The following is a 20,818-nucleotide window of genomic DNA, read 5'->3' on the forward strand; positions in this document are numbered from 1 at the left end:
TGGCAGGATGCCAAATGGACCAGACGCGTTTGTAATCAAGAGAGCTTAGAAATGGCATCCAACCGAAAAGATGTTTTGCGAATCGCGGTTCGGGAATTCGAACCGTTCGAACGATCGATCGCAGAAATGTGGGAAGCGTACTGCAAGCAAACCGGTTGCCAAATGCAATTGGACGCGGTCGCAATGGACTTGCACGATCTTCACGAGGCAACCATCGGTAGCGGCGGATTACATGATGGCGATTGGGACATTGCCCATGTCACGACCGACTTCATTGCCGAGGCACACGCGACTGACTCACTATTGAACTTGCGTTCAAGGCTTAACCTAAAGCCGCCTCATGATTTCCCCGCTGGTTGGTCTGAGTCGATGCTAGGCTTTCAAGACTTTGGCGATTCCATTGTCGGTGTCCCCTTTCACGATGGACCGGAGTGCTTGATCTATCGCAAAGACTTATTCGCTGATCCGACGAACCAGCAAGCGTACAAAAGTCAAAAGGGCAAGGATCTGACGCTACCGGAAACTTGGGATGACTTTCACGAAATCGCACGATTCTTCACCCGTCCTGAGGAAAACCTGTACGGCACCGTTGTCGCTGGCTTTCCGGATGGTCACAACACGGTGTTTGACTTTGCATTGCATGTTTGGACGCGAGGTGGCGAACTAGTCGATTCCAATGGTCGAGTGGTCGTCGATTCACCTGCGGCACACGGAGCCATGCGATACTACCGAAAACTGCTGCAAGATTCGTCTGCTATTCACCCCGAATGTCGCACCTACGATTCGGTGAAATCAGGCCTTGCGTTCGCGCGCGGCGAAGTGGCGATGATGGTCAATTGGTTCGGTTTCGCTTCGATGAGCGAAGTGGTTGCCGAGAGTGTCGTGAAGGGCAAAGTCGACCTGGCACCGATTCCACATGCACCGGGCTGCGACTCCGCTTCACTTAACTGTTACTGGATTTACGCAATCGGCTCCGGATCGCCTCATGCTGAAATTGCGTACGATTTCATTTGCTACATGATCAATCCTGAAAACGACAAACGATTGACACTCAATGGCGGCACGGGGTGCCGAATAAGCACGTGGCACGACAAGGATGTGAATCGCGAGGTTCCCTATTACTATCGGTTAGAAGCTTTGCACGAACACGCACGTACCTTGCCACGACTAGCCAATTGGGCTCAGTTGGCAGAAGCAATCGACGAATTAGTGCTACGAACGATGGATAGCGATACTCCGATCGAAGAAATCACGTCCGACGCACAGAAACGCATCGACTCCATGGTTTAATCTTTCACTTTTCCCGAGGACACACTGATGGACATCCAATACAAACCCGAACTTCCAACGCGTGGCGTTCCCATCATCATTTTGGGTGCCGGTGGAATTGTCAAAGATGCTCACTTGCCCGCTTACAAACAGGCGGGCCTTACCGTTCACGGAATTTACAATCGAACGATCGAAAAGGCGCGACGATTAGCGGCGCAGTACGACATTCCCAATGTGTACGATTCGATTGAACAAGCGGTCGCCGATGCCCCGTCGGAAGTGGTTTGGGACATCGCGGTGATGCCGCCTCAGTTTGTGGATGTGCTCGACAAGCTACCGGAAAACTCGCATGTGCTGATCCAAAAACCCATGGGCGATGACTGGGCTCAGACACTTGCGATTCGCGACAAATGCCACGAAAAAGGCCATCAAGCTGCGATCAATTGCCAATTGCGGTTTGCTCCGTTCGTGATGGCGACGCGGTGGCTATTGGATCAGGGATTGCTTGGCGAGTTGCACCACCTCGAAGTTCACGTTGAAGTGTACACGCCGTGGCATTTGTTCCCTCATATTCATCCGCTTCCGCGAGTGGAGATTCAACAACACAGCATTCACTACGTCGATTTGATCCGATCGTTCTTTGGCGATCCGGAAAACATCTATGCGCGGACGGTGAAGCACCCCAAACAAGCGGAACTGGCATCGACACGAAGCACAATCATCATGGATTACGGCGACGAGATTCAAGCAACGATTTTGACAAATCACGGTCACGACTTCGGACCGCACAACCAACAAAGCTATATCAAGTGGGAAGGAACCAAGGGCGCAGTCAAGGCAAAGATGGGATTGCTGATGAATTATCCCGATGGAGTGCCCGATCACTTTGAGTATTGTTTGCTGAACAAAGACGCCCCCCCAAAGTGGGAAACCGTTCAGCTTGAAGGTTCGTGGTTTCCCGAGGCGTTCGTTGGCACAATGGCGTCCGTCCAGCGACATTTAGAAGGAACCGCCGATTCGATGCCTACCAATATCGACGATGTGATGCGGACAATGGCATGTGTCGAAGCTGCATACGAATCGAATGCGAACGGTGGCAGCAAAGTCGACTACGGTGTTTAGAACGAGCCCAAATCGATTTGCACCGGGTCCAACTTTGCTTCAAACCGTTGTGACGCCTGTGCTCACGTCACAATAATTGGCAACAGGCACTTAGGGTTTCTTGACTAACTGATAGACTCGAACCCAGTCGTAATAGCTTGAATTGATCTCATCATTGGAGATCGCCTCGGGTGTTGGCGTTGTCTCCCATTTGTAAGTCTCAGTAACCATGTTGATTTGCATAGGACGATCAAAGGGTTTAGGGCTAACCTCGGTACTCGGTTGCACCGTCATGCAATGAACATCGTCAAGGTAGTAGTGCACGGTATTTGCATCGACCCACCATGCGGCATACGTATGAAACGCCTCTCCCGAAGGCGGGTCGAGAGCGACGCTATCATTTTGGCTGTATCCTTTGCGTTCGCCATTGACGGTATAAAAGAAGTGTGTGTTGGGTTTCCATTGCCGATTCCAATTAGGAAATCGCTGCGGAGCACCGATCGCTTCAACGATGTCGAGCTCCTGCGAGGCTTCCCCATCGCCATACGGGGCACTGCGGTTGCTCATCCAAAACGTCGTGGACATGGAAATATTGGATGCTTTCAATCTCGCTTCATAGTAGCCGTAGTGAGCCTGATTACTCTTTGAAACAACCGCTCCACCCGCGATGGTGTAGTCACCTTCGGGTTCATCGAGCATCCTATTGTGGATCCGAAGCATGCCATCGGATACCGATAACGTCGACGGATCAAACTTCGCCGGCGGCCTCCCTTTCCAAAAGGGATGGTGGTCGAGCCATTTGCTGCGATCGAGTTCGCTACCGTTGAATTCGTCTGAAAACCGTTCGTCAAGTTTCCACTCGAATCCATCGGTTGGCTGAGGGGGTTCCGCGATACAGGGGGTTACGAGCAGAAAGAACAGGAGTGCGAGTGGTTTTCTCATTGTTCCGAAATCGTGAGAGGAACGTGAAGGAAAAGGCGACAAGATTCTGGGCATTATATCCGTTTATACGTGGGAAAGCACTTTTTCAACGGCATTAGAACCATCGTTGCCGTCGCGGACCAATCCGCGACTTTTTTGCGGTTCATCGACTTTTCCGATTGTTCGGGTCATGCGGATTTTCATGGTTGCCGATCTTAGACCCATGAGGGTCTGCGCGCTCGAACGAAAAATGTTCCTTGCGTGAAACTCACCATAGAAGAACCACCGTGTCGATCGATCGCCAACGCGATTGGCCATTCCGATCGATTTCGGGCTGTTGTTTGGGGGAAAAACTAATGAAACGAACGCTATCACGTCGCCGTCTGCTTGGGCTGATTGGGCTCAGCGCGAGTTGGATTACCGTACTCGGTCCAAACTCGTCCTCGGCTGAATCACCAACTGTGATCACAGCACTGGCTCACGATACGATACCCAGTCGCACGATTCGACTCGACCCCATCGGCAACCAAACCGCTCCGGTGGTGGTCACCGCCGTCGCATCGGACCCACGCGGCGAACTGCTAGCTGCCGCCGGGGACGACCATGTGATCCGAATCCTCGAAACCGCAACCTTGAAGGTGAAACAAGCGCTCAGGGGCCATCGCGACTTGGTTCGTACCTTAGCGTTTGATTCATCTGGAAAGTCGCTCGTTTCGGCGGGCAACGACGGTCAATTGATCGTTTGGGATCGCATCCGCAGATTCGAGATCATCCAACGGATGCAGGATACTCCTGCATTGGCATGCGTTCGGTTCGCTCCCGGTATCGCCGAAATGGCCGCCGTCGGATTCGACCGAAAAGTCTACATCATCGGCCGCCCCGTCGATCGAACGCCCCAATTCGCTTGCGACTGCAACGACCTTCGCGCGGTAGCCTATCGAGACGACCGGCGGGTAATCGCAGTGGGTGGGCGAAGCGGTGATTTACACTTGTTCGATCCTGCCACAGGAACTCTTATTGCTGACAAACATCTGCATGAAGGGCGCATTCGCGATATCACGTTTCACCGCGAGGCCAACTCCGCCGTCACCGTTGGAGAGGATGGAAAGGTGGTCGTATTTGATACGGAAAAACAGAAAATACTCCAAAAACTGCAAGTCACCTCAGGGCGATTGTTTGCCGTCACCGTGATCGACAGCCAACACATTGCCGTGGCCGGTTCGGACAATGCAATCCGAATTGTAAACACCGATGACGGCACCGTTAGCCATACGCTCGATGGCCATATCGGATCGATCTCAACTCTGACGGCGACCGGTGGAATGCTCTTTTCAGGCGGATTCGATGCGACACTTCGCCGATGGAGCATCAGTGACCTGAACCGCGCTGGACGGCGAATCGCCGAAAATGAAAACAACCTCGAACGATAAACCATCGATTCGACCTGCCGATCGTTTCGCTGGAACGGTGGCTAATGTAAATACCAAAATATACAACGCTAGCGAAAAGACGACCAAGTGCACACGGAGGTGCCTCGGGTGAATTGGAAATTTGGAAAGAAACGAAGAAAATCAAACGCGCGAACCAAAAATGTCAAACGGCGTGTAATGGTTCCCGAGCGGCTTGAAATGCGGCGTTTGCTTGCTGCGGATCCGATTCACGTCGGCGTTGTCTACATCGAAACCGACTACCTTGAGTCGGACCAAGATGTCGGTAGCGATTCCCGCGGTGACCGTTTCATTTTGTCATTCACCGGTGGCGCAGCGAACACCGAACTCACGGAACTGCGCATCCGCACAGACAAAGACAATGACGGCATGTCCGTCGGCGATCTTATCTTCGACACTCAAATCGGCGGTCGTGGAAAAAATGGGGCTCATGATTTCCAGATCGTCCGTACTCAATCGACCGATGGCCATGCGATCAACGCCTCGGCAACAGTCGAAGATGGCGGAACGGAATTGGTGCTCCGCCTATCCGGTTTCCAATCAGGCGACCGTATCGAGTTCACTCTTGATATGGACGAAGTTCTCCGCAATGTCTCGGATTTGGATTTATTCAACAGCCGGCTCGATGTCATCGCATCAGGCCAAGAGTTCCAAGACTCGATTCTGGAAGCGACTTTCAACGCGCCCCATTACGAAACCAGTCACGCCGATGCTATCTTTCTAAATGACTACGGCGATCCCGCCGCTTCGCAAGGTCTCGACCTGCCGCCCGACGAAGGGCCTGGGACGGACAGTCTGCCGAACCGAACTGCGGCCGCCGTCGCTAGTACGAATCAAATCCCCAAACCAATCTCGATCTCCGGTCAAGTTTGGCTCGACAACAATCTCAATCAGACTCGCGACGCCGGTGAGAGCCCGCTAACGGGAGTCGAGATTGCGCTTTGGAAATACGACAGCGTCACCAATCGCTATGCCGACACGGGAAATCGAGCGATCACCGACAATAACGGTGAGTATCTGTTCGCAAAAACGCTGGGGATTTCCCCCGGACGCTACCGCATCGCCGAAACGCAACCGCCCGGTCTGTACAGCGTTGCTGCGATCCCCGGCAATGTCGCAGGCGTGGCCAGCGGCAATATCGAATCAATGGACATCATTCGTGATATCGAAATCCCGCTCGGAGATACCGATGCGATCCGCTACGATTTTGCCGAAGCTCAACCTGCGTCGTTGGCCGGTTTCGTTTACCGTGACGACAACAACGATGGACGCCGAGATACCGGAGAAGTTGGCATTGCGGGCGTCCGCATCCAATTGGTTCCCGTCAACACGATCTCGCCACAATCGGTCGTCACAGCGACAACGGCAGCCGACGGCTCCTACAGTTTCAATGGGCTTGCGCCAGGAACCTATGAAGCGATCGAAGTTGACCAGCCAGCCTATTTGAACGACGGAATCGACGCCGCCGGTACGGTGAACGGCCAAGTAGTCGGGATTGCCGATATCCCCGGTGACGCGATCCGCGACATCCAACTCGACGGTGCCGACGCTGGAATCGAGTACAACTTTGGCGAGACCCCATTCGGGTCAATCTCGGGTTTCGTCTACCTCGTTGCCCCCGGTCAAGACTGCAATGGCCAACACGATGCGCCCGGGAACCAGGCGTTGGCGGATGTAAAAGTGGTTTTGCAAAATGAATTCGGAACAACAATTGCACAAACTCGCACCGGAGCTGACGGAAATTATGAATTCAACGACATGCCAATTGGCCGATATCGAATCATCGAATTCACGCCCAATGGATTAATGGACGGCCAATCGCACGCAGGTACAATCGATGGCATCCAAACCGGAACCGCAATCGACGGCGGATTGATCCGCGAAATATCGATGACCGCAGCGGGTGTCGGCGTCGAATACAATTTTTGTGAAATCGCTCCGGCGGCCATCAGCGGGTTTGTCTATCACGACCAATCCGATGACGGAAATCGAGACGCGGGTGAAGAAGCGATCCCAGCAACCACTATTTCGCTCGTCGACGCGTCGGGCAATGTCGTAGCGACGACAACCACCGATACGAACGGTCGTTATGAATTTCGCGACATCGTTCCCGGCAGCTATCGATTAGTTGAGTCGCAACCGAAAAATTTCTACGACGGCAAGGACACACCCGGTACGATTCGCGGCAATACCACTGGTCGGGTGGAAAACGACAGTGACTCCATTGTCGATGTGCAACTAAAACAAGGTGACATCGGGATCCAATACAACTTTGGCGAGTTGGTCGGCGCGTCGCTTGCAGGCCGCGTTCATGTCGACATGGACAATGACTGCACCTACGATTCCGGCGAACCAACGCTTGGGGGCGTCGACATCCGTTTGCTCGACAGCAGTGGGAACCAAGTTGCAAAAACCAAAACCGCGGACGACGGGACCTACCAATTCACTAACATCAAACCAGGTGAATACACGGTAATCGAAGGAACCGTCGAAGGTTATTTCGAGGGCACTTCCTCAGCAGGATCCGCCGGAGGCATCGCGGACCCACCAAATCGAATCGGCAATATTGTTTTGGCATCTGCCGAAGTTGCCGTCAATTACGATTTCTGTGAAAAACCACCAGCCGAGATCCGTGGCGTGGTCTTTGCCGACAATGACGGTGATTGTCTGCTTGACATTGGCGAAATCGGTATCGAGAACGTCGTTGTCGAACTTTACGATAGCAGCGGAGTTCGGATAGCGTCAACACAAACCGATGCAGCGGGGAATTACCACTTCACCCATTTACCCGCCGGCAACTATACCGTCCGGGAAATCCAGCCAACAGGATGGCTACAGGGTGGTCAAACCGCTGGCAGTCACGGTGGAAAAGCCGATGTCCAAGATGCGATTTCTGAAATTCCAATCGGCTGGGGCGATCGACTAACGCAGTACAACTTTTGTGAAATCGAACCGGGTTCGATTGCCGGAGTCGTCTATGTCGACGCAGATTCGGATTGCGTCCGAGATCCGGGTGAAGCTCCGTTGGCAGGTGTTGTGATTCAATTGAAAGACGCCACGGGCAAAGTGCTTGCACAAACGCAAACCGACTCCCAAGGCCGCTATTTATTTAGCGACCTGGCTCCCGGTGAATACGAAATCGTTGAAACACAACCGGATGGTTACTTCCAAGGTGGGCAAACCGTTGGCAATGGCGGTGGGCGCGTGATCGGACAAGATCGACTTGGGACCGTATTGCTTGCCGGCGCCGACATTGCCGAATACAACTTCTGTGAAATTCCACCGGGATCCATTAGCGGCATCGTCTATGTCGACAACGACGGTGATTGTGAACGCGACGTGGACGAACCGCCTCTTAGCGGCGTGACGATTGAACTGCGCAATAGTACTGGCCAGACTATCGCGACGACACAAACCAATTCGCAGGGCGAATACAAATTCGAAGGTCTCGCGCCGGACGACTACCAAATCTTCGAGCGACAACCGACCGGTTACTACCAAGGCGGGCAAACGGTCGGCAGCGGTGGCGGGCGTGTGGTCAGTGACGACTTGTTGGAAATGACGCTACAACCGGGCCACCATGAAACCGAATACAACTTCTGTGAATTGCCTCCTGGGTCGATAACTGGATTCGTTCACGTTGACGAAGACGGCGATTGCGAAATTGATCCTGGTGAACGCCCCCTTGCCGGAGTAACGATCGAACTTCGCGACGATAACAGCACGCTGATTAGCTCTACGACGACGAATGACCTGGGATTGTACTCGTTCACGAATTTGCCACCGGGACGTTACCACATTGTTGAATTGCAACCAACCGGCTACTTCCAAGGCAGTCAGCATATCGGTAGCGGTGGCGGTGAAGTAGTCGAGCAAGACCACTTGGCATTGAATCTTTCCGCCGGCCATGACGTGATTGATTACAACTTCTGTGAACGCGAGCCTTCGCGAATCACCGGTGCGGTGTGGAGTGAAACGGACATCAATTCGAAGTACGATTCCGGCGACGTAAAAATCTCTGGCGTCCGCATGGAACTGCTCGATGCAAAAGGAAATATGATCGCCACGACGCGAACGGATTCGCAAGGCAATTACGAATTTGGAAACCTGGCACCCGGTGTCTATTCGGTACGTGAATCACAACCTTCGAGTCTGTTCCATGGCAGCCAATTGCCTGGGTCCGCAGGTGGAACTGTTGGTGGTGATGACTTGATCGTTGGTATTCTACTATCCGGTGGAACGGACGCGATCAACTATGATTTCCCTGAGATCCCACCTGCGACGATATCAGGTTACGTATTCCAAGACGGTGGTGCGATTGCGACGGGCGAGCCGATTTCTGCTGAAGACCTTCGCAACTATCGTGACGGCAAGCTGACGAACGATGACATTCTTCTTGGCAACGTCACACTTGAACTGCGAAATGTTCTCGGGCAACCGTTTACATCCGACCGAGCGTTGATGGGCGTCTATGCGGATGGAGCAATCCGCGTGACGACCGACGACACCGGTTACTATGAATTCGAAGGTCTACGGCCTGGTACCTATCACGTGTACCAAGTCCAACCGGAAGACTATATCGACGGTTTGGATACGCCGGGAACCACTGGCGGTTTGGCCGTGAATGAAGCCGACGCAATGAATGATGAGGGCCGAATCATCATCCAGACTCTCGCACTTAGCGAGGCGACGGACCCGAACAACGACGCTATTTTGAACATCTCACTGACAGCGGGTGGTACAAGTCAAGATAACAACTTTAGCGAAGTCATCGTGACCGATGTTCAGATTCCGCAACTGATTGATCCACCAGCAGAATTGCCTGATGTCCTCGCTCCGATTGAAACCTTTGAAAAGTACGATCGTATCATTTCGTTCGGCCAAATTGATTCGATTCGGCCGCCCATGGTCGCCGATGACGAGTGGGCGGTATCGTGGCATCTGAGCGTCATCAACGGTGGTTTCCCTCGCGGGGGTGAACAGGGTGATGCGATCATTCGTGCGGTCAGTGCTCAAATGCGGCACGAGAATTGGAGTGAAGGGGAACACACCAAGGGACGCTGGGTGATTGTCAACTCCGACGGCGAATTGATGGAGATCGCTGATAAAATGACGATTGGTGAAGAGAACGCCATCGCGTTGACAGGTGATTTTGACGGAAACGGCGCCGATGAAGCCGTGATCTACGTCGATGGCAATTGGTTCGTCGACTTTAACGGGAACGGCCGGTGGGACCAAGGCGACTTGTGGATCAAACTGGGAACGGAACTGGATCGCCCTGTCGTCGGGGATTGGGATGGTGACGGCAAGGATGACATCGGGATCTTCGGACGCCAATGGCATCGCGACCCCCAACGAATTAAGAAGGACCCCGGATTACCCGACCCCGAAAATGTCCGTCGTCGTCAATTATCGGCCGACGATTTGGCTCGACATCGCGAAGACCGTGGTGAAGACCGCGAACGATTGTTGCGTCGCGGCAGCAAAGGCACCCTACGCGCAGACGCAGTGGACCATGTGTTCCAATATGGCGAGCAAATCGACACGCCCGTTTCGGGTGACTGGAACGGAGACGGCATAAGTCAAATTGCCATTTTCCGTGGCGGCAAGTGGATCCTAGATAGTGATGGTGACGGCCGTCTAACACGCAAAGACGAACGAGCCGAGTTCGGTCGCCCAGGCGATGAGCCGATTGTTGGCGACTTTGATGGTGACGGAATCGACGAAATCGCCGTCATTCGTGATGGTCAATGGATCATCGATAGCGATGGCGACGGAAAAATCACGGGGAATGACAAACGCATTGAAGTGCCGCGTCACAGCGATGACAGTCAACCGATCGTCGGCGATTGGGACGGTGATGGCAAAGACGAACCGGGCTACTACAACGACGCTGCGTAGGGTAACCCAAACACGTCGGCGACCGCCTTGTTGACAACATTGCCTCGATCGATATTGACTGCTGCTCGTAGCGGCGTGAATTGCTCAATTGCCTTTTCGAGTCCGTTATCTGCTAACGAGATGACCCAAGGCAACGTCGCATTGCATAGCGCGAACGTACTTGTCCGCCCCACCGCGCCGGGCATATTAGCGACACAGTAGTGAACGACATCATCGACAATGAACGTCGGATGGCTGTGGGTCGTCGGATGACTTGTTTCGATACATCCACCTTGGTCAACGGCAACGTCGATCACCACACTACCGGGGTTCATCAACCGCAAATCTTCGGCTCGAACTAATTGCGGTGCTTTTGCGCCTGGAATCAATACCGATCCAATCACTAAATCCGCTCGTCGCAATTGTTCGAGGATGGTGTAGCGATCGCTATACAAACAATTGACGTTGGGCGGCATCACGTCGTCGAGATAGCGAAGTCGATCAAGATTCGTATCAAGAATCGCAACATCCGCTTGAAAGCCCGCAGCGATCTTTGCTGCGTTGGCTCCGACCACGCCGCCACCCAAAATCGTAATGTGAGCCGGCGCAACACCAGGGACGCCGCCGAGCAGAATGCCGCGTCCCATTTGGGGCCGTTCCAAATATTTCGCACCTTGTTGGATACTCATTCGGCCCGCCACTTCGCTCATGGGCGTCAGTAACGGCAAGCGGCCGTTGTCATCGCGAAGTGTTTCGTAAGCAATACAGGTTCCCCCGCTTTGAATCATCGCATTGGTCAATTCAAGGCTGGCGGCAAAATGGAAATAGGTAAACACAATTTGACCGGATCGAACTTTGCTACATTCTTCCGGTTGCGGTTCTTTGACTTTAACAATCATATCCGCACGTTCAAAAATCTCGTCCGCCGATGCACAAAGCTCGGCACCCGCTTTTAAATAATCATGATCCGGAAGCCCCGAGCCTAAGCCGGCACCGGCTTCCACCAACACGTCATGACCGCGAGAAACCAATTCCTCGACACCGACCGGTAACACTGCGATGCGATACTCGTCGGTCTTCACTTCCTTGGGCACACCAATGATCATTTCACGTTCCGCTTGTTTGGGCAGTTTCTATCAGGAAAGGGGACGGGCTTCTTTGGACAACCGGCCAAGCATTTCCCCTAATCGTTCGCGAACCTTAGTCAGCAATGGATCTTCGACGCCGCGTGGAGCCTTTTCGCAAGGCACCGGAATTGCATCGTCGGTTTCGATCACAGCGTGCAGCGGCACGCCAACGTCTGCTTTGCCAAAAAAAGACTCTTGCATCCGCTGAATCGTTTCTACGATGCGAGTGTCGGTAACCGATTCACGATTGAGATAATCGTTTGGATAGGACAATAATTCTTGTGCCAAGTCAGCCGCGACAACATTGCTTCGTAAAGCCATTCTCTCCTCGTCGTCCGGATTCCCAACGAACCATTGCGAGTTCACCGCGCTGCGAATCGTTCTAACACGGGACCGGACATCGATCAGCGCATCTTGCTTTTCGGACGGTTCCTCGTTCGCCGACGTGACGAGCCCCAATTGAGTTTCGGTGCTGGACAACAAATGCTCAATCAAGGCATCCCGTCGTTCGGGTAGCGGACCGCTCCGTGACGAGCCCAAATACTCTACTTCACGAAGACTTAGCAGAGCCGCTGCGACGCGAAGTGTCCGCTCGAGCAGTGGCAGCTTCGGAGGTCGTCGCCAACCGAGGTGGGTCTCGATTTGTTCTAGTTGCGCACCTGCCCAAGCGTCTATCGCTTCGGAACATAGATACTTGATTGCGACCGGATGAATCACAACATTGCCACCGTCCCTTTTCGATTTTCGTCGAGCAGCTTGTCTCGCGATAAAGGTTACTCCGTCCAGTAACGGTTTGAGGATGTCGTTGGTGCGATTGGTAGTTCCTTCGGGAAACAAAATTAGTGGTCGGTGAGCCTCGACCAAAATCTCGATTGCCAATTCAAGAGATTGTCGATCAGGGCCTTCCCGAAATACGCTAAAACCGCCCATCCGCTGGATCGCAAATGAGTCAAACCACCCAGTATTGAACAAATGCCAAGACGCCATTGCGTACACATGACGCTTGGATGATCGAGCAAGCCAACCGAGTACGAGAGGATCAGCGTAGCGACAGTGATTCGGGGCAAGCAAGATACCGTCACCACGATCTACGCTTTCGCGAAGCAATTCAGCGTTCCGACACTCGTACGAAACGACACCTTCTTTTTTATGAAGGTAGCGATCAAAAATCCGAAACCCATGAATGAACGCTGGCCAAAGATCGTTGCGGTTCGGAGGGATGAATTGGTAAGGCCGGTCAAGAATCACAGTCAAGGTTCGGAACTCGTTTCCGCTAGCGATAGAAGTGCGTTCTTAGGTCGACGTAATCCGCGCCAGATAAAAACCGATCGCGATCGCAACGACAAACAGCGCAAAAGCTAACGCGCCGAGTAGCATTGGGTCAATTCCTTGTTTTTTGCGTCCACGTGAAGAACCGCTCCGGCGTCCGCTGCCCGAACCACTGCGTTCGTTGGACGCACCGTAAATGTCCGATTCATCACCTAAATGGACACCCGAACGTCCTGAAGGAGTGTGCGAAAGCTTCGACTTGTCCGACTTGGACGAACCACTCGACGGTTTCACATCGGTCGGATTTCCGCTTGATCGATAACCCGATTCGATTTGCAGATCGATAAAACTGCCGTCGAGCAAATCGGACCGCGGGCGAACATTGACCATCCGCCCGCTATCACTGGCACTGAGCCCGTCTCCTCGCAACAGAGCCAAACGAGCATCCGATATCGTTTCAGCTCCTTGATTGGACAATGTATCGGATTGGCCACCTGATTTGGAACTCTCATCGAAGCGAATCTCGGATGAACTCCCCGAGTCATCAATCGACGGGTCCACCCCCAGTCCGGCAACGACTTTTGCCCCTCGTGGCACGTGAGCGACAAATCTCTCGAGCACTTCGGCCACATCCGATGCATTTTGATATCGGTAGGCGGGGTCTTTTTGGATCATCTTGATGCAAATGCCTTCAAGCTCGCCGGGACAATCAGGACGCACCTTGCGAATCGGTGTTGGCATCTCTTTTTGATGCTTCGCGATCCGCTGGGCGAGCGTCCCATCATTGAACGGTGGTCGACCGGTAAGCAAGAAATAGAACGTGCATCCTAGACCGTAGATGTCGGCCCGATGGTCAACCGTGTGACTGTTCAAAGCTTGTTCAGGAGCAAGATAATCCGCGGTGCCGAGAACGTTTTCGTTGTTCGCCACCGTTAACGATTCTTCCTCGCCAGCCAACACCAACGCCAACCCCATGTCCAACAGCCGAACACGTCCGTTAGGGTCTAAGAGCAAATTCGCTGGCTTCACATCGCGATGAATGATGTTCCGTGAATGAGCATGTTGTAGGCCCCGAGCGGCTTGAGCAACTAAGTCGGCGGCGGTTGAAAAATCGAGCGGACCATCCCTCTTTACAAGCATCAACAAGTCGAGGCCATCAACAAACTCCATCACAATGAAGTGAACGTCCCCTTCGTTGTCGATGTCGTAAGCGGTAACAATGTTGGGATGATTAAGCGCCGCGATCGCTTGGGCTTCTAGCTTGAAGCGTGCCAGGTAGGTCGAATCGTTGACCCGTTTTTTGGGAAGCACCTTGAGCGCCCGCTTATCGTGCAGGCCAACATGCTCGCCCAAATATACGCTGCTCATCCCACCGGTGCCGATATGGCCGAGCAGTTTGTATTTGCCCAGGAAAAAGCCTTTGTACTTTCCGGCCAACAGTTTATCGAGATGCCACTGGGTCAGCAGACCTTGCTTCTTGAAGACGAGGCCAAATTTCTTAGCATCCTCGGGAAGTTTCCCTTCAAGTTTAGCGCGGACCTTCTCCACCAAGCGATCCAATTTCGCTTTGTTGACCAGGCCACTTCGCTCGACCATCTCGAGGAATCGTTCCGAAGAAATTTTAGGCATAGCTTGCCGGTGCTGTACCTCTCAAGCAAGAAGGATAATAAGACAAGAGCATAACCATTTCTGTCATGGTTGCGTAACCTTATCGTAGCCAAAAACTCACAATACGCTACTTTTTATGTCACGTCCATGTTTTATACCATGGACGCCCAAATTTCAAAAACCAAACCCCTATGGGGGAATAGACCCATGAATCGGATCGACTCGAACCGGAAAAATGCACCCGCTCATGTCCAACTTGTAATGTTGACCAAATACTGGACGCCGGGACGCGTCAAAACGCGACTCGGCAATGCCATCGGCATGCAGGCTGCCGCCAAGCTTCATTGCGAATTCACCCGTTACCTCCACCAAACATTAGAAACCACTGGCGACGATCGCAGCATCGCCGTCACGCCTGACTCATCGCTTGCCCGCTTCGAAAACGACCTCGATACGTCCTCATGGAACGTCACACCCCAGGGGGATGGAGACCTTGGCGAACGGATGGCAAGACAATTCCGGGCCTATTTGAACACGGCTGAACAACCTTCGAGTGTAATTCTTATTGGCACCGATTGCCCGTTAATCAGCGAAAAAGAGATCAATTTTGCTGCCCAGTGCCTGCACAATCAGGACATCGTCATCGGCCCAGCACTCGATGGGGGTTATTACTTGATTGGATTGCGTTCCCCTTGGAGAGAGGCATTTGATAGTCTTTTTCGAGAGATGCAGTGGGGCACTTGCCACGTCTTCGAAACGACAAAGGCTCGGGCGTCTGAGGCGTGCCTGTCGGCGGCGGTTCTTCCACTAAAAGAGGATGTGGATACGGTCGACGATCTGATGAGATTCCGTCATCATCTATCTGCCTCCGGCCCCTCGGATCCGTCTCGTCGTGCCTTTGCCGACCGCATCGAAACGCTCGCCGCGGAATTCGAGATTTAGCGAACCCAGGCTGCCCGGCTGACGTTTTCCCTTTTCCTGAATTTGACAATCAACGTGACGCTCCGCCCCACTCCTTTAAAACCTTTTTCCGTGATCGTGGTCGGGGGCGGTGCAATTGGACTCAATGTGGCACTCGAACTGGCCTCGCGAGGATGCGAAGTCCAATTGCTCGACCGTGGCACAATCGGCGATTCCGCGTCGCGAGTCGCTGCTGGAATATTGCCACCGGCAAATCTCCAATCGGCAACGGATCCGATCGACCAGTTGCGTGGCTTAAGCCATGGATTGTTTCCATCTTTGGCCGAGCGGCTTGCCAATTTAAGCAGCATCGATATCGGACTCCGCCGGTGCGGTGGCTACTACCTTGGCACGACACCTGGCGAAATAGCAGTGATGACTGGGATGGTTCAGTATTGGGAAAACCTAAATATCCAATGCGAACGTGTTTCCATCGATCATCTGCGCAAACGAGAACCTCGGATTTGCCCTTGGTTCGCTAAACAGTCGGACTCAAACGATACAGCAGCGTGGTGGGTTCCCGATGAATACCAAATCCGAACTCCGGATTACCTTCGCGCTCTGCAAATCGCTTGTCAAAAAACCGGTGTCGCCATCGGCGAGCATACCGCGGTGGATCGTTTACGAACGACGAAGACGGGCGCGGCGGTGTCATGCGAAAATCGATGGTTCGAGGCAGATCGCGTGGTGCTTTGTGGTGGTAGCTGGTCGGGACTCTTGTCGCCCGAATTGCGATTGGAACGCAGCCTGATTCCCATTCGAGGCCAAATCTTGGTCCTCAAAACCGATCATCCGCTCCTTCGTTCAATCGTCAACGTCGGTAACCGTTACGTTCTCTGCCGCGATGACGGACACACCATCATCGGATCATGTGAAGAAGAAACTGGTTTTGTCTGTGAAACAACCGACGGGATGATTGACGCACTTCACCGCTTCGCCGTCGGCATGCTGCCCGAACTCGAATCGGCAATGGTCGTAGAGCGGTGCGCGGGGCTGCGTCCATTGACCTTCGACGGCTTTCCAATGATTGGCAAAGTGCCTGATATCTCTAATGTCTACATTGCCGCGGGGCATTACCGCAGCGGCATCCATTTGTCACCGGCCACCGCAGTTTGCCTTGCCGATGTCATGATGGGACAAACACCCCAAGTCGACTTGGAACCGTTCCGTGTCGGCAAGCAACAATTTGCATCTTAAAAAAAACAAGATCACCATGACTGAAACTTCCTATCCGAACGAAGCCACCTTAGACCCTCCCGGAACAATCGCCGTCATCGGTGCAGGCCCACTCGGTATCGAAGCCGCTTTGTACGGACGCTTTCTGGGTTACAGCGTCACATTAATTGAAGCAAATGCGATCGGACATTCGATGCGTCCTGTCATCGATGATCCCTTCCCAATGCTACCGCACCAAAGCCTGTCTTCGCTTGCGATCGAAGCCATCGAAGCCCAATCGCCCGATAAAATGCCGATGCAACTTCCGATGACCTATCGCGATTGGATTGAACGAGCACTCGTTGCTTTGGCCGATTGCGATTTGCTATCGGGACGACTTCGAATGCCATGTCGGGTCGCACGCATCGATTTGGCCGAAATCGAGCAGGATAAAAACGACGAGCAAAGCACAGTAGATAGCGCTGAGGACGAATCGATTCCGCCCGATTTCCTTTTGACGGTCGACGAAGAAGGCAAGCCGGGAACATCGATTCGCGTCGAAGCGGTGATCTTGGCGATTGGCGACGAAGCCAGTATCGAACACGGTTTCGATGTGCCGACGGACTACCATTTTCGAATCGGTGAAACCCGCGATGCGGATCTTGCCAAAAACCTCCAGGCGGGGCGGCGACAGATTACGCAAATCTTCGCGAGCCTGGGAGGCCGACCCGATCTTGATCTCTATCGCCCCCGTCGCGTTTGAACCATCAGCCGCTCGGTTTTTTTGCGAAGTTTAAACCAGCGCCGTCCTGGCCACCGATTCAAGATAGCTGCCGTAATCACTTTTGTACTCGGTGGCTAAGCCAAGCAAGTGCGTCTTGTCAATGAAACCGTTAACATAGGCAATCTCTTCAAGACACGCGATCTTCAAGCCTTGCCGCTTCTCGACCGCTGCAACGAAATTACACGCATCAAGCAGTGAGTCTTTTGTTCCGGTATCGAGCCAAGCGAAACCTCGCGAGAACACCTCTACCGTCAAATCACCTCGTTCCATGTAGATCCGATTTACATCGGTGATCTCCAACTCGCCGCGAAGTGATGGTTTGAGGTTAGCAGCAATCTCAATCACGGAGTTGTCGTAAAAATAGAGACCAGGAATCGCGTATGCCGACTTGGGTTGCTTCGGTTTTTCTTCAATCGACATGACCTTTCCTTGCCCGTCGAACTCGACCACGCCATAGCGTTCGGGATCAGTAACTCGGTAACCGAACACAGTAGCGCCGACTTCCTTCTCGGCTGCGTTTGCCAGTGTCGTTCGAAAACCTTGTCCATAAAAAATATTGTCACCAAGCACTAACGCCACCCGATCGTCGCCAACAAAATCAGCTCCAATCACAAAAGCTTGTGCCAGCCCTTCGGGTTTCGGTTGGGCCGCGTACGATAGCTCGATCCCCCACTGCGAGCCATCGCCAAGAAGTCGCTCAAACGCAGGTAAGTCCTGAGGCGTCGAGATCAGTAAAATGTCCTTGATCCCCGCTAACATTAACGATGACAACGGATAGTAAACCATTGGCTTATCGTAAATTGGGATCAATTGTTTGCTGACCGCACGTGTGATCGGATGTAATCGTGTCCCAGATCCGCCTGCGAGAATGATACCTTTCATAAAACAATAAGCCTTTCGAGAGCGTGAGAGAGAATCGCAAACCGTCGCCCCCGAGCAACTTGTGTTCCTTTGATGAGTTCCGTTAAGCTCGACGCCATGTTTTAAGCGAGTTTTCGATCGCTTCGTCGACCGCTGTTAGCTTGATTCCGGTACCGAGCAATTTGCTGCAATCCATCACGCAATTCGATCGCGGCGTCTTGGCTGCTATTTGCATGAACTGGTCTTCGTCATCAAAGAACCGGAACTCTTTTTCAGGCAACATGTGTTTCTTGATCATCGCGGCAACTTGCCGAGTGGTTATTTTGCCGGGATTGGTAACATTGTAGATCCCCGGCTCGACGCGTTTGGTCCAACACTGCCACGCCGCGTTAACAAATTCCCCTAAGTGCGAAATCGAATTCGTCGCTTCGAGCAGCGTGTCGTAACGCATCAATTTGCTCAAGTAGTTACGTTCCGAATTCTGACTATTAAACGGAATCCGCAAACGCCAAAGGTAGCAATCCTTGGCTCCATGGAGCACTTCTTCGCCAAGGGCCTTCGTACCGCTGTAGAAACTGCAATTGTTTGTTCGGAACGAGAAATTTGGTTCGTCGATCTCACGAAAACCGCTGCCGTCGGGTCGCGCACCGCTATAAATGCACCCCGACGATACATGTCCCCAAGGAATTTTCGTTTCCTCACATGCCTCGCGGATCACCCCTGGTAACACGGTGTTTCCATCCAAACACTCCGCTTTGTGAATTTCACAGGCGTCCACATTCGGCTTGCCCGTATAGCCAGCGGCATTGACCAAAAACTCAGGTTTGGTCTCACGCAGTAGTCCGATCAATGTATCACGATCGGTATAGTCGACATCTCGTCGCGACACCCCACAGAAGTCGATCCCCTGTGAATCGAAGAACCGAGCGAATTCGCCTCCGACGTACCCCGTGCGTCCAAGTACAACAATCATTACTTAGCTTTTTCCAATGCCAAAAGTCTCGAACCCAAGCTTGTTGAGCATCGTTCGATCCAATACGTTGCGACCGTCAAAGAGGAAAGCTGGCGCTTTCATGGTGCCAATTATCTTTTTGAAATCGTACTCCTTGAACTCGTCCCATTCAGTTAGCACGGCGATGGCATGTGCGTCTTTGGCAGCTTCATATCCATCGCGAACGACGGTCACGTTCGTTTCGACAAGTTTACGATCAATGTCACTAACCGTACCGGAAAGATTGCCCATCGATGCGATCAAGTCGGCACGTATTTTTGCTTCGGGCACTTGCGGATCGTAGATCGAAAGTCTCGCTCGCTCGCGAAGCAGATCGCGGCACACATAAATCGCAGCACTTTCGCGAGTGTCGTTGGTATCTTTCTTAAATGCGAACCCCCAAATTCCGATCTTCTTGTCACTAACGGTGCTGAACATGGTTCGGCAAATGCGTTCAGCAAATCGACGTTTTTGGAAGTCATTCATGAGAACGACTTGTTCCCAATACGCAGCGACTTCGCGAAGCCCAAAATGCTCGCACAAATAGACCAAGTTCAAGATGTCTTTTTGAAAACAACTGCCACCGAAACCAACGGATGCATTCAAAAACTTTGGTCCGATACGCGAATCCATTCCGATCGCACGAGCCACTTCGTCGACATCCGCTTCGGTTGCTTCACAGAGCGCCGAGATTGCGTTAATACTCGATACTCGCTGGGCCAAAAACGCATTCGCGGTCAACTTCGATAGCTCACTGCTCCAAAGGTTGGTTGTAAGGATCTGCTTTCGCGGTACCCACTTCGCATAGACATCGGCCAAAGCCTTAATCGCCGCTTCGGACTCACCCCCGATCAGCACACGATCGGGGTTCAATAAATCATCAATCGCGGTGCCTTCGGCAAGAAATTCCGGATTACTCAGAACATCGAATGTCGCACCATTGTCTACGTTTGCTGCGCTCAGAATTCGCTTGACTGCCTCGGCTGTGCGCACCGGAAGCGTCGATTTTTCCACGACAATCTTGTGCCCCTGGGCAACCTCCGCGATTCGGCGGGCACACTTTTCCACGAATTCCAAATTGGCTGCACGCCCGGCACCAACGCCAAACGTTTTGGTTGGCGTGTTGACGGCAATGAAGATCATATCCGCTTTCATAATCGCGGCATCAACGTCAGTCGTAAATTTAAGATTTCGTCCCAAAGCCTCCTCGACGACTTGAGCCAAGCCTGGTTCATAGATCGGAAGCGAGTCTGAATTCCAGGCGGCAATCCGCTCGCGATTCAAATCGACCACGTGAACTTCGATTTCGGGGCATTGCTTGGCAATCATCGCCATCGTGGGACCACCCACGTAACCAGCACCGATACAGCAAATCTTCATTAAATTTCTCGTTCGACTAATGGGTTTCTTGGATCAAGGACTTGAGCACGGAGGATTTGGTCAT

14 protein-coding genes are annotated in these 20,818 nt (G+C 52.8%); 7 read left to right on the forward strand and 7 right to left on the reverse strand.

Annotated features, from left to right (window positions below):
- Positions 1–51 precede the first annotated feature (51 nt).
- A complete protein-coding gene (locus CA13_RS32655; protein WP_146404290.1) occupies positions 52–1,290 on the forward strand; it encodes an extracellular solute-binding protein in 1,239 nt (412 codons plus the stop codon).
- Positions 1,291–1,317: 27 nt separating this feature from the next.
- Complete coding sequence (locus CA13_RS32660) at positions 1,318–2,391, forward strand: Gfo/Idh/MocA family protein (RefSeq protein ID WP_146404291.1); 1,074 nt, start codon at positions 1,318–1,320, stop codon at positions 2,389–2,391.
- Between the two features lie 90 nt (positions 2,392–2,481).
- On the opposite strand, the gene CA13_RS32665 is transcribed toward CA13_RS32660, so the two are convergent.
- Entirely contained in the window at positions 2,482–3,312 is an 831-nt protein-coding gene (locus CA13_RS32665) for a family 16 glycosylhydrolase (RefSeq protein ID WP_146404292.1), read from the reverse strand.
- Positions 3,313–3,647: 335 nt separating this feature from the next.
- On the opposite strand from CA13_RS32665, the gene CA13_RS32670 reads away from it, so the two are divergent.
- Positions 3,648–4,721 (forward strand): WD40 repeat domain-containing protein, encoded by a 1,074-nt coding sequence (locus CA13_RS32670; RefSeq protein WP_146404293.1) that lies wholly within the window; start codon positions 3,648–3,650, stop codon positions 4,719–4,721.
- Between the two features lie 177 nt (positions 4,722–4,898).
- Positions 4,899–10,640, forward strand: coding sequence for an SdrD B-like domain-containing protein (locus tag CA13_RS32675; RefSeq protein WP_419195323.1), 5,742 nt, complete (start codon positions 4,899–4,901; stop codon positions 10,638–10,640).
- On the opposite strand, the gene ald is transcribed toward CA13_RS32675, so the two are convergent.
- Genes ald through CA13_RS32690 form a run of 3 tightly spaced genes read right to left on the reverse strand, consistent with a single transcriptional unit; the run spans position 10,622 to position 14,644 of the window.
- Entirely contained in the window at positions 10,622–11,725 is a 1,104-nt protein-coding gene (gene ald / locus CA13_RS32680; protein ID WP_146404295.1) for an alanine dehydrogenase, read from the reverse strand. The two genes, CA13_RS32675 and ald, sit on opposite strands and share 19 nt — an antisense overlap.
- A gap of 30 nt (positions 11,726–11,755) precedes the next feature.
- On the reverse strand, positions 11,756–12,994 hold the full coding sequence (locus tag CA13_RS32685) for a lysophospholipid acyltransferase family protein (RefSeq protein ID WP_419195324.1): 1,239 nt from the start codon (positions 12,992–12,994) through the stop codon (positions 11,756–11,758).
- Positions 12,995–13,039: 45 nt separating this feature from the next.
- Positions 13,040–14,644 (reverse strand): serine/threonine protein kinase, encoded by a 1,605-nt coding sequence (locus CA13_RS32690; RefSeq protein ID WP_146404297.1) that lies wholly within the window; start codon positions 14,642–14,644, stop codon positions 13,040–13,042.
- A gap of 186 nt (positions 14,645–14,830) precedes the next feature.
- On the opposite strand from CA13_RS32690, the gene CA13_RS32695 reads away from it, so the two are divergent.
- The 3 genes from CA13_RS32695 to CA13_RS32705 are packed head-to-tail and all read left to right on the forward strand — an operon-like array spanning position 14,831 to position 17,501.
- Positions 14,831–15,565, forward strand: coding sequence for a TIGR04282 family arsenosugar biosynthesis glycosyltransferase (locus tag CA13_RS32695; RefSeq protein ID WP_419195263.1), 735 nt, complete (start codon positions 14,831–14,833; stop codon positions 15,563–15,565).
- Between the two features lie 54 nt (positions 15,566–15,619).
- Positions 15,620–16,780 (forward strand): NAD(P)/FAD-dependent oxidoreductase, encoded by a 1,161-nt coding sequence (locus CA13_RS32700; protein ID WP_419195264.1) that lies wholly within the window; start codon positions 15,620–15,622, stop codon positions 16,778–16,780.
- A 16-nt stretch (positions 16,781–16,796) separates the two neighbouring features.
- On the forward strand, positions 16,797–17,501 hold the full coding sequence (locus CA13_RS32705; protein WP_146404299.1) for an FAD/NAD(P)-binding oxidoreductase: 705 nt from the start codon (positions 16,797–16,799) through the stop codon (positions 17,499–17,501).
- Between the two features lie 30 nt (positions 17,502–17,531).
- On the opposite strand, the gene rfbA is transcribed toward CA13_RS32705, so the two are convergent.
- The 3 genes from rfbA to CA13_RS32720 form a co-directional block, all read right to left on the reverse strand.
- Entirely contained in the window at positions 17,532–18,404 is an 873-nt protein-coding gene (gene rfbA / locus CA13_RS32710) for a glucose-1-phosphate thymidylyltransferase RfbA (protein ID WP_146404300.1), read from the reverse strand.
- An 82-nt stretch (positions 18,405–18,486) separates the two neighbouring features.
- Positions 18,487–19,356, reverse strand: coding sequence for a sugar nucleotide-binding protein (locus CA13_RS32715; RefSeq protein WP_146404301.1), 870 nt, complete (start codon positions 19,354–19,356; stop codon positions 18,487–18,489).
- Between the two features lie 3 nt (positions 19,357–19,359).
- Positions 19,360–20,754, reverse strand: a complete 1,395-nt coding sequence (locus CA13_RS32720) for a UDP-glucose 6-dehydrogenase (protein WP_146404302.1) — start codon at positions 20,752–20,754, stop codon at positions 19,360–19,362.
- Between the last annotated feature and the right edge of the window lie 64 nt (positions 20,755–20,818).

It is taken from the genome of Novipirellula herctigrandis (genome assembly GCA_007859835.1).
In the GTDB taxonomy this organism is placed as follows: Bacteria; Planctomycetota; Planctomycetia; order Pirellulales; family Pirellulaceae; genus Novipirellula_A; species Novipirellula_A herctigrandis.

What these genes read in the sequence shown, in the direction of transcription:
- CA13_RS32655 (WP_146404290.1), top strand. Translation starts at nt 52, where the DNA reads ATGGCATCCAACCGAAAAGATGTTTTGCGAATCGCGGTTCGGGAATTC.
- CA13_RS32675 (WP_419195323.1), top strand. Translation starts at nt 4,899, where the DNA reads ATGGTTCCCGAGCGGCTTGAAATGCGGCGTTTGCTTGCTGCGGATCCG.
- CA13_RS32665 (WP_146404292.1), bottom strand. Translation starts at nt 3,312, where the DNA reads ATGAGAAAACCACTCGCACTCCTGTTCTTTCTGCTCGTAACCCCCTGT.
- ald (WP_146404295.1), bottom strand. Translation starts at nt 11,725, where the DNA reads ATGATCATTGGTGTGCCCAAGGAAGTGAAGACCGACGAGTATCGCATC.
- CA13_RS32670 (WP_146404293.1), top strand. Translation starts at nt 3,648, where the DNA reads ATGAAACGAACGCTATCACGTCGCCGTCTGCTTGGGCTGATTGGGCTC.
- CA13_RS32660 (WP_146404291.1), top strand. Translation starts at nt 1,318, where the DNA reads ATGGACATCCAATACAAACCCGAACTTCCAACGCGTGGCGTTCCCATC.
- rfbA (WP_146404300.1), bottom strand. Translation starts at nt 18,404, where the DNA reads ATGAAAGGTATCATTCTCGCAGGCGGATCTGGGACACGATTACATCCG.
- CA13_RS32705 (WP_146404299.1), top strand. Translation starts at nt 16,797, where the DNA reads ATGACTGAAACTTCCTATCCGAACGAAGCCACCTTAGACCCTCCCGGA.
- CA13_RS32695 (WP_419195263.1), top strand. Translation starts at nt 14,831, where the DNA reads ATGAATCGGATCGACTCGAACCGGAAAAATGCACCCGCTCATGTCCAA.
- CA13_RS32690 (WP_146404297.1), bottom strand. Translation starts at nt 14,644, where the DNA reads ATGCCTAAAATTTCTTCGGAACGATTCCTCGAGATGGTCGAGCGAAGT.
- CA13_RS32720 (WP_146404302.1), bottom strand. Translation starts at nt 20,754, where the DNA reads ATGAAGATTTGCTGTATCGGTGCTGGTTACGTGGGTGGTCCCACGATG.
- CA13_RS32715 (WP_146404301.1), bottom strand. Translation starts at nt 19,356, where the DNA reads ATGATTGTTGTACTTGGACGCACGGGGTACGTCGGAGGCGAATTCGCT.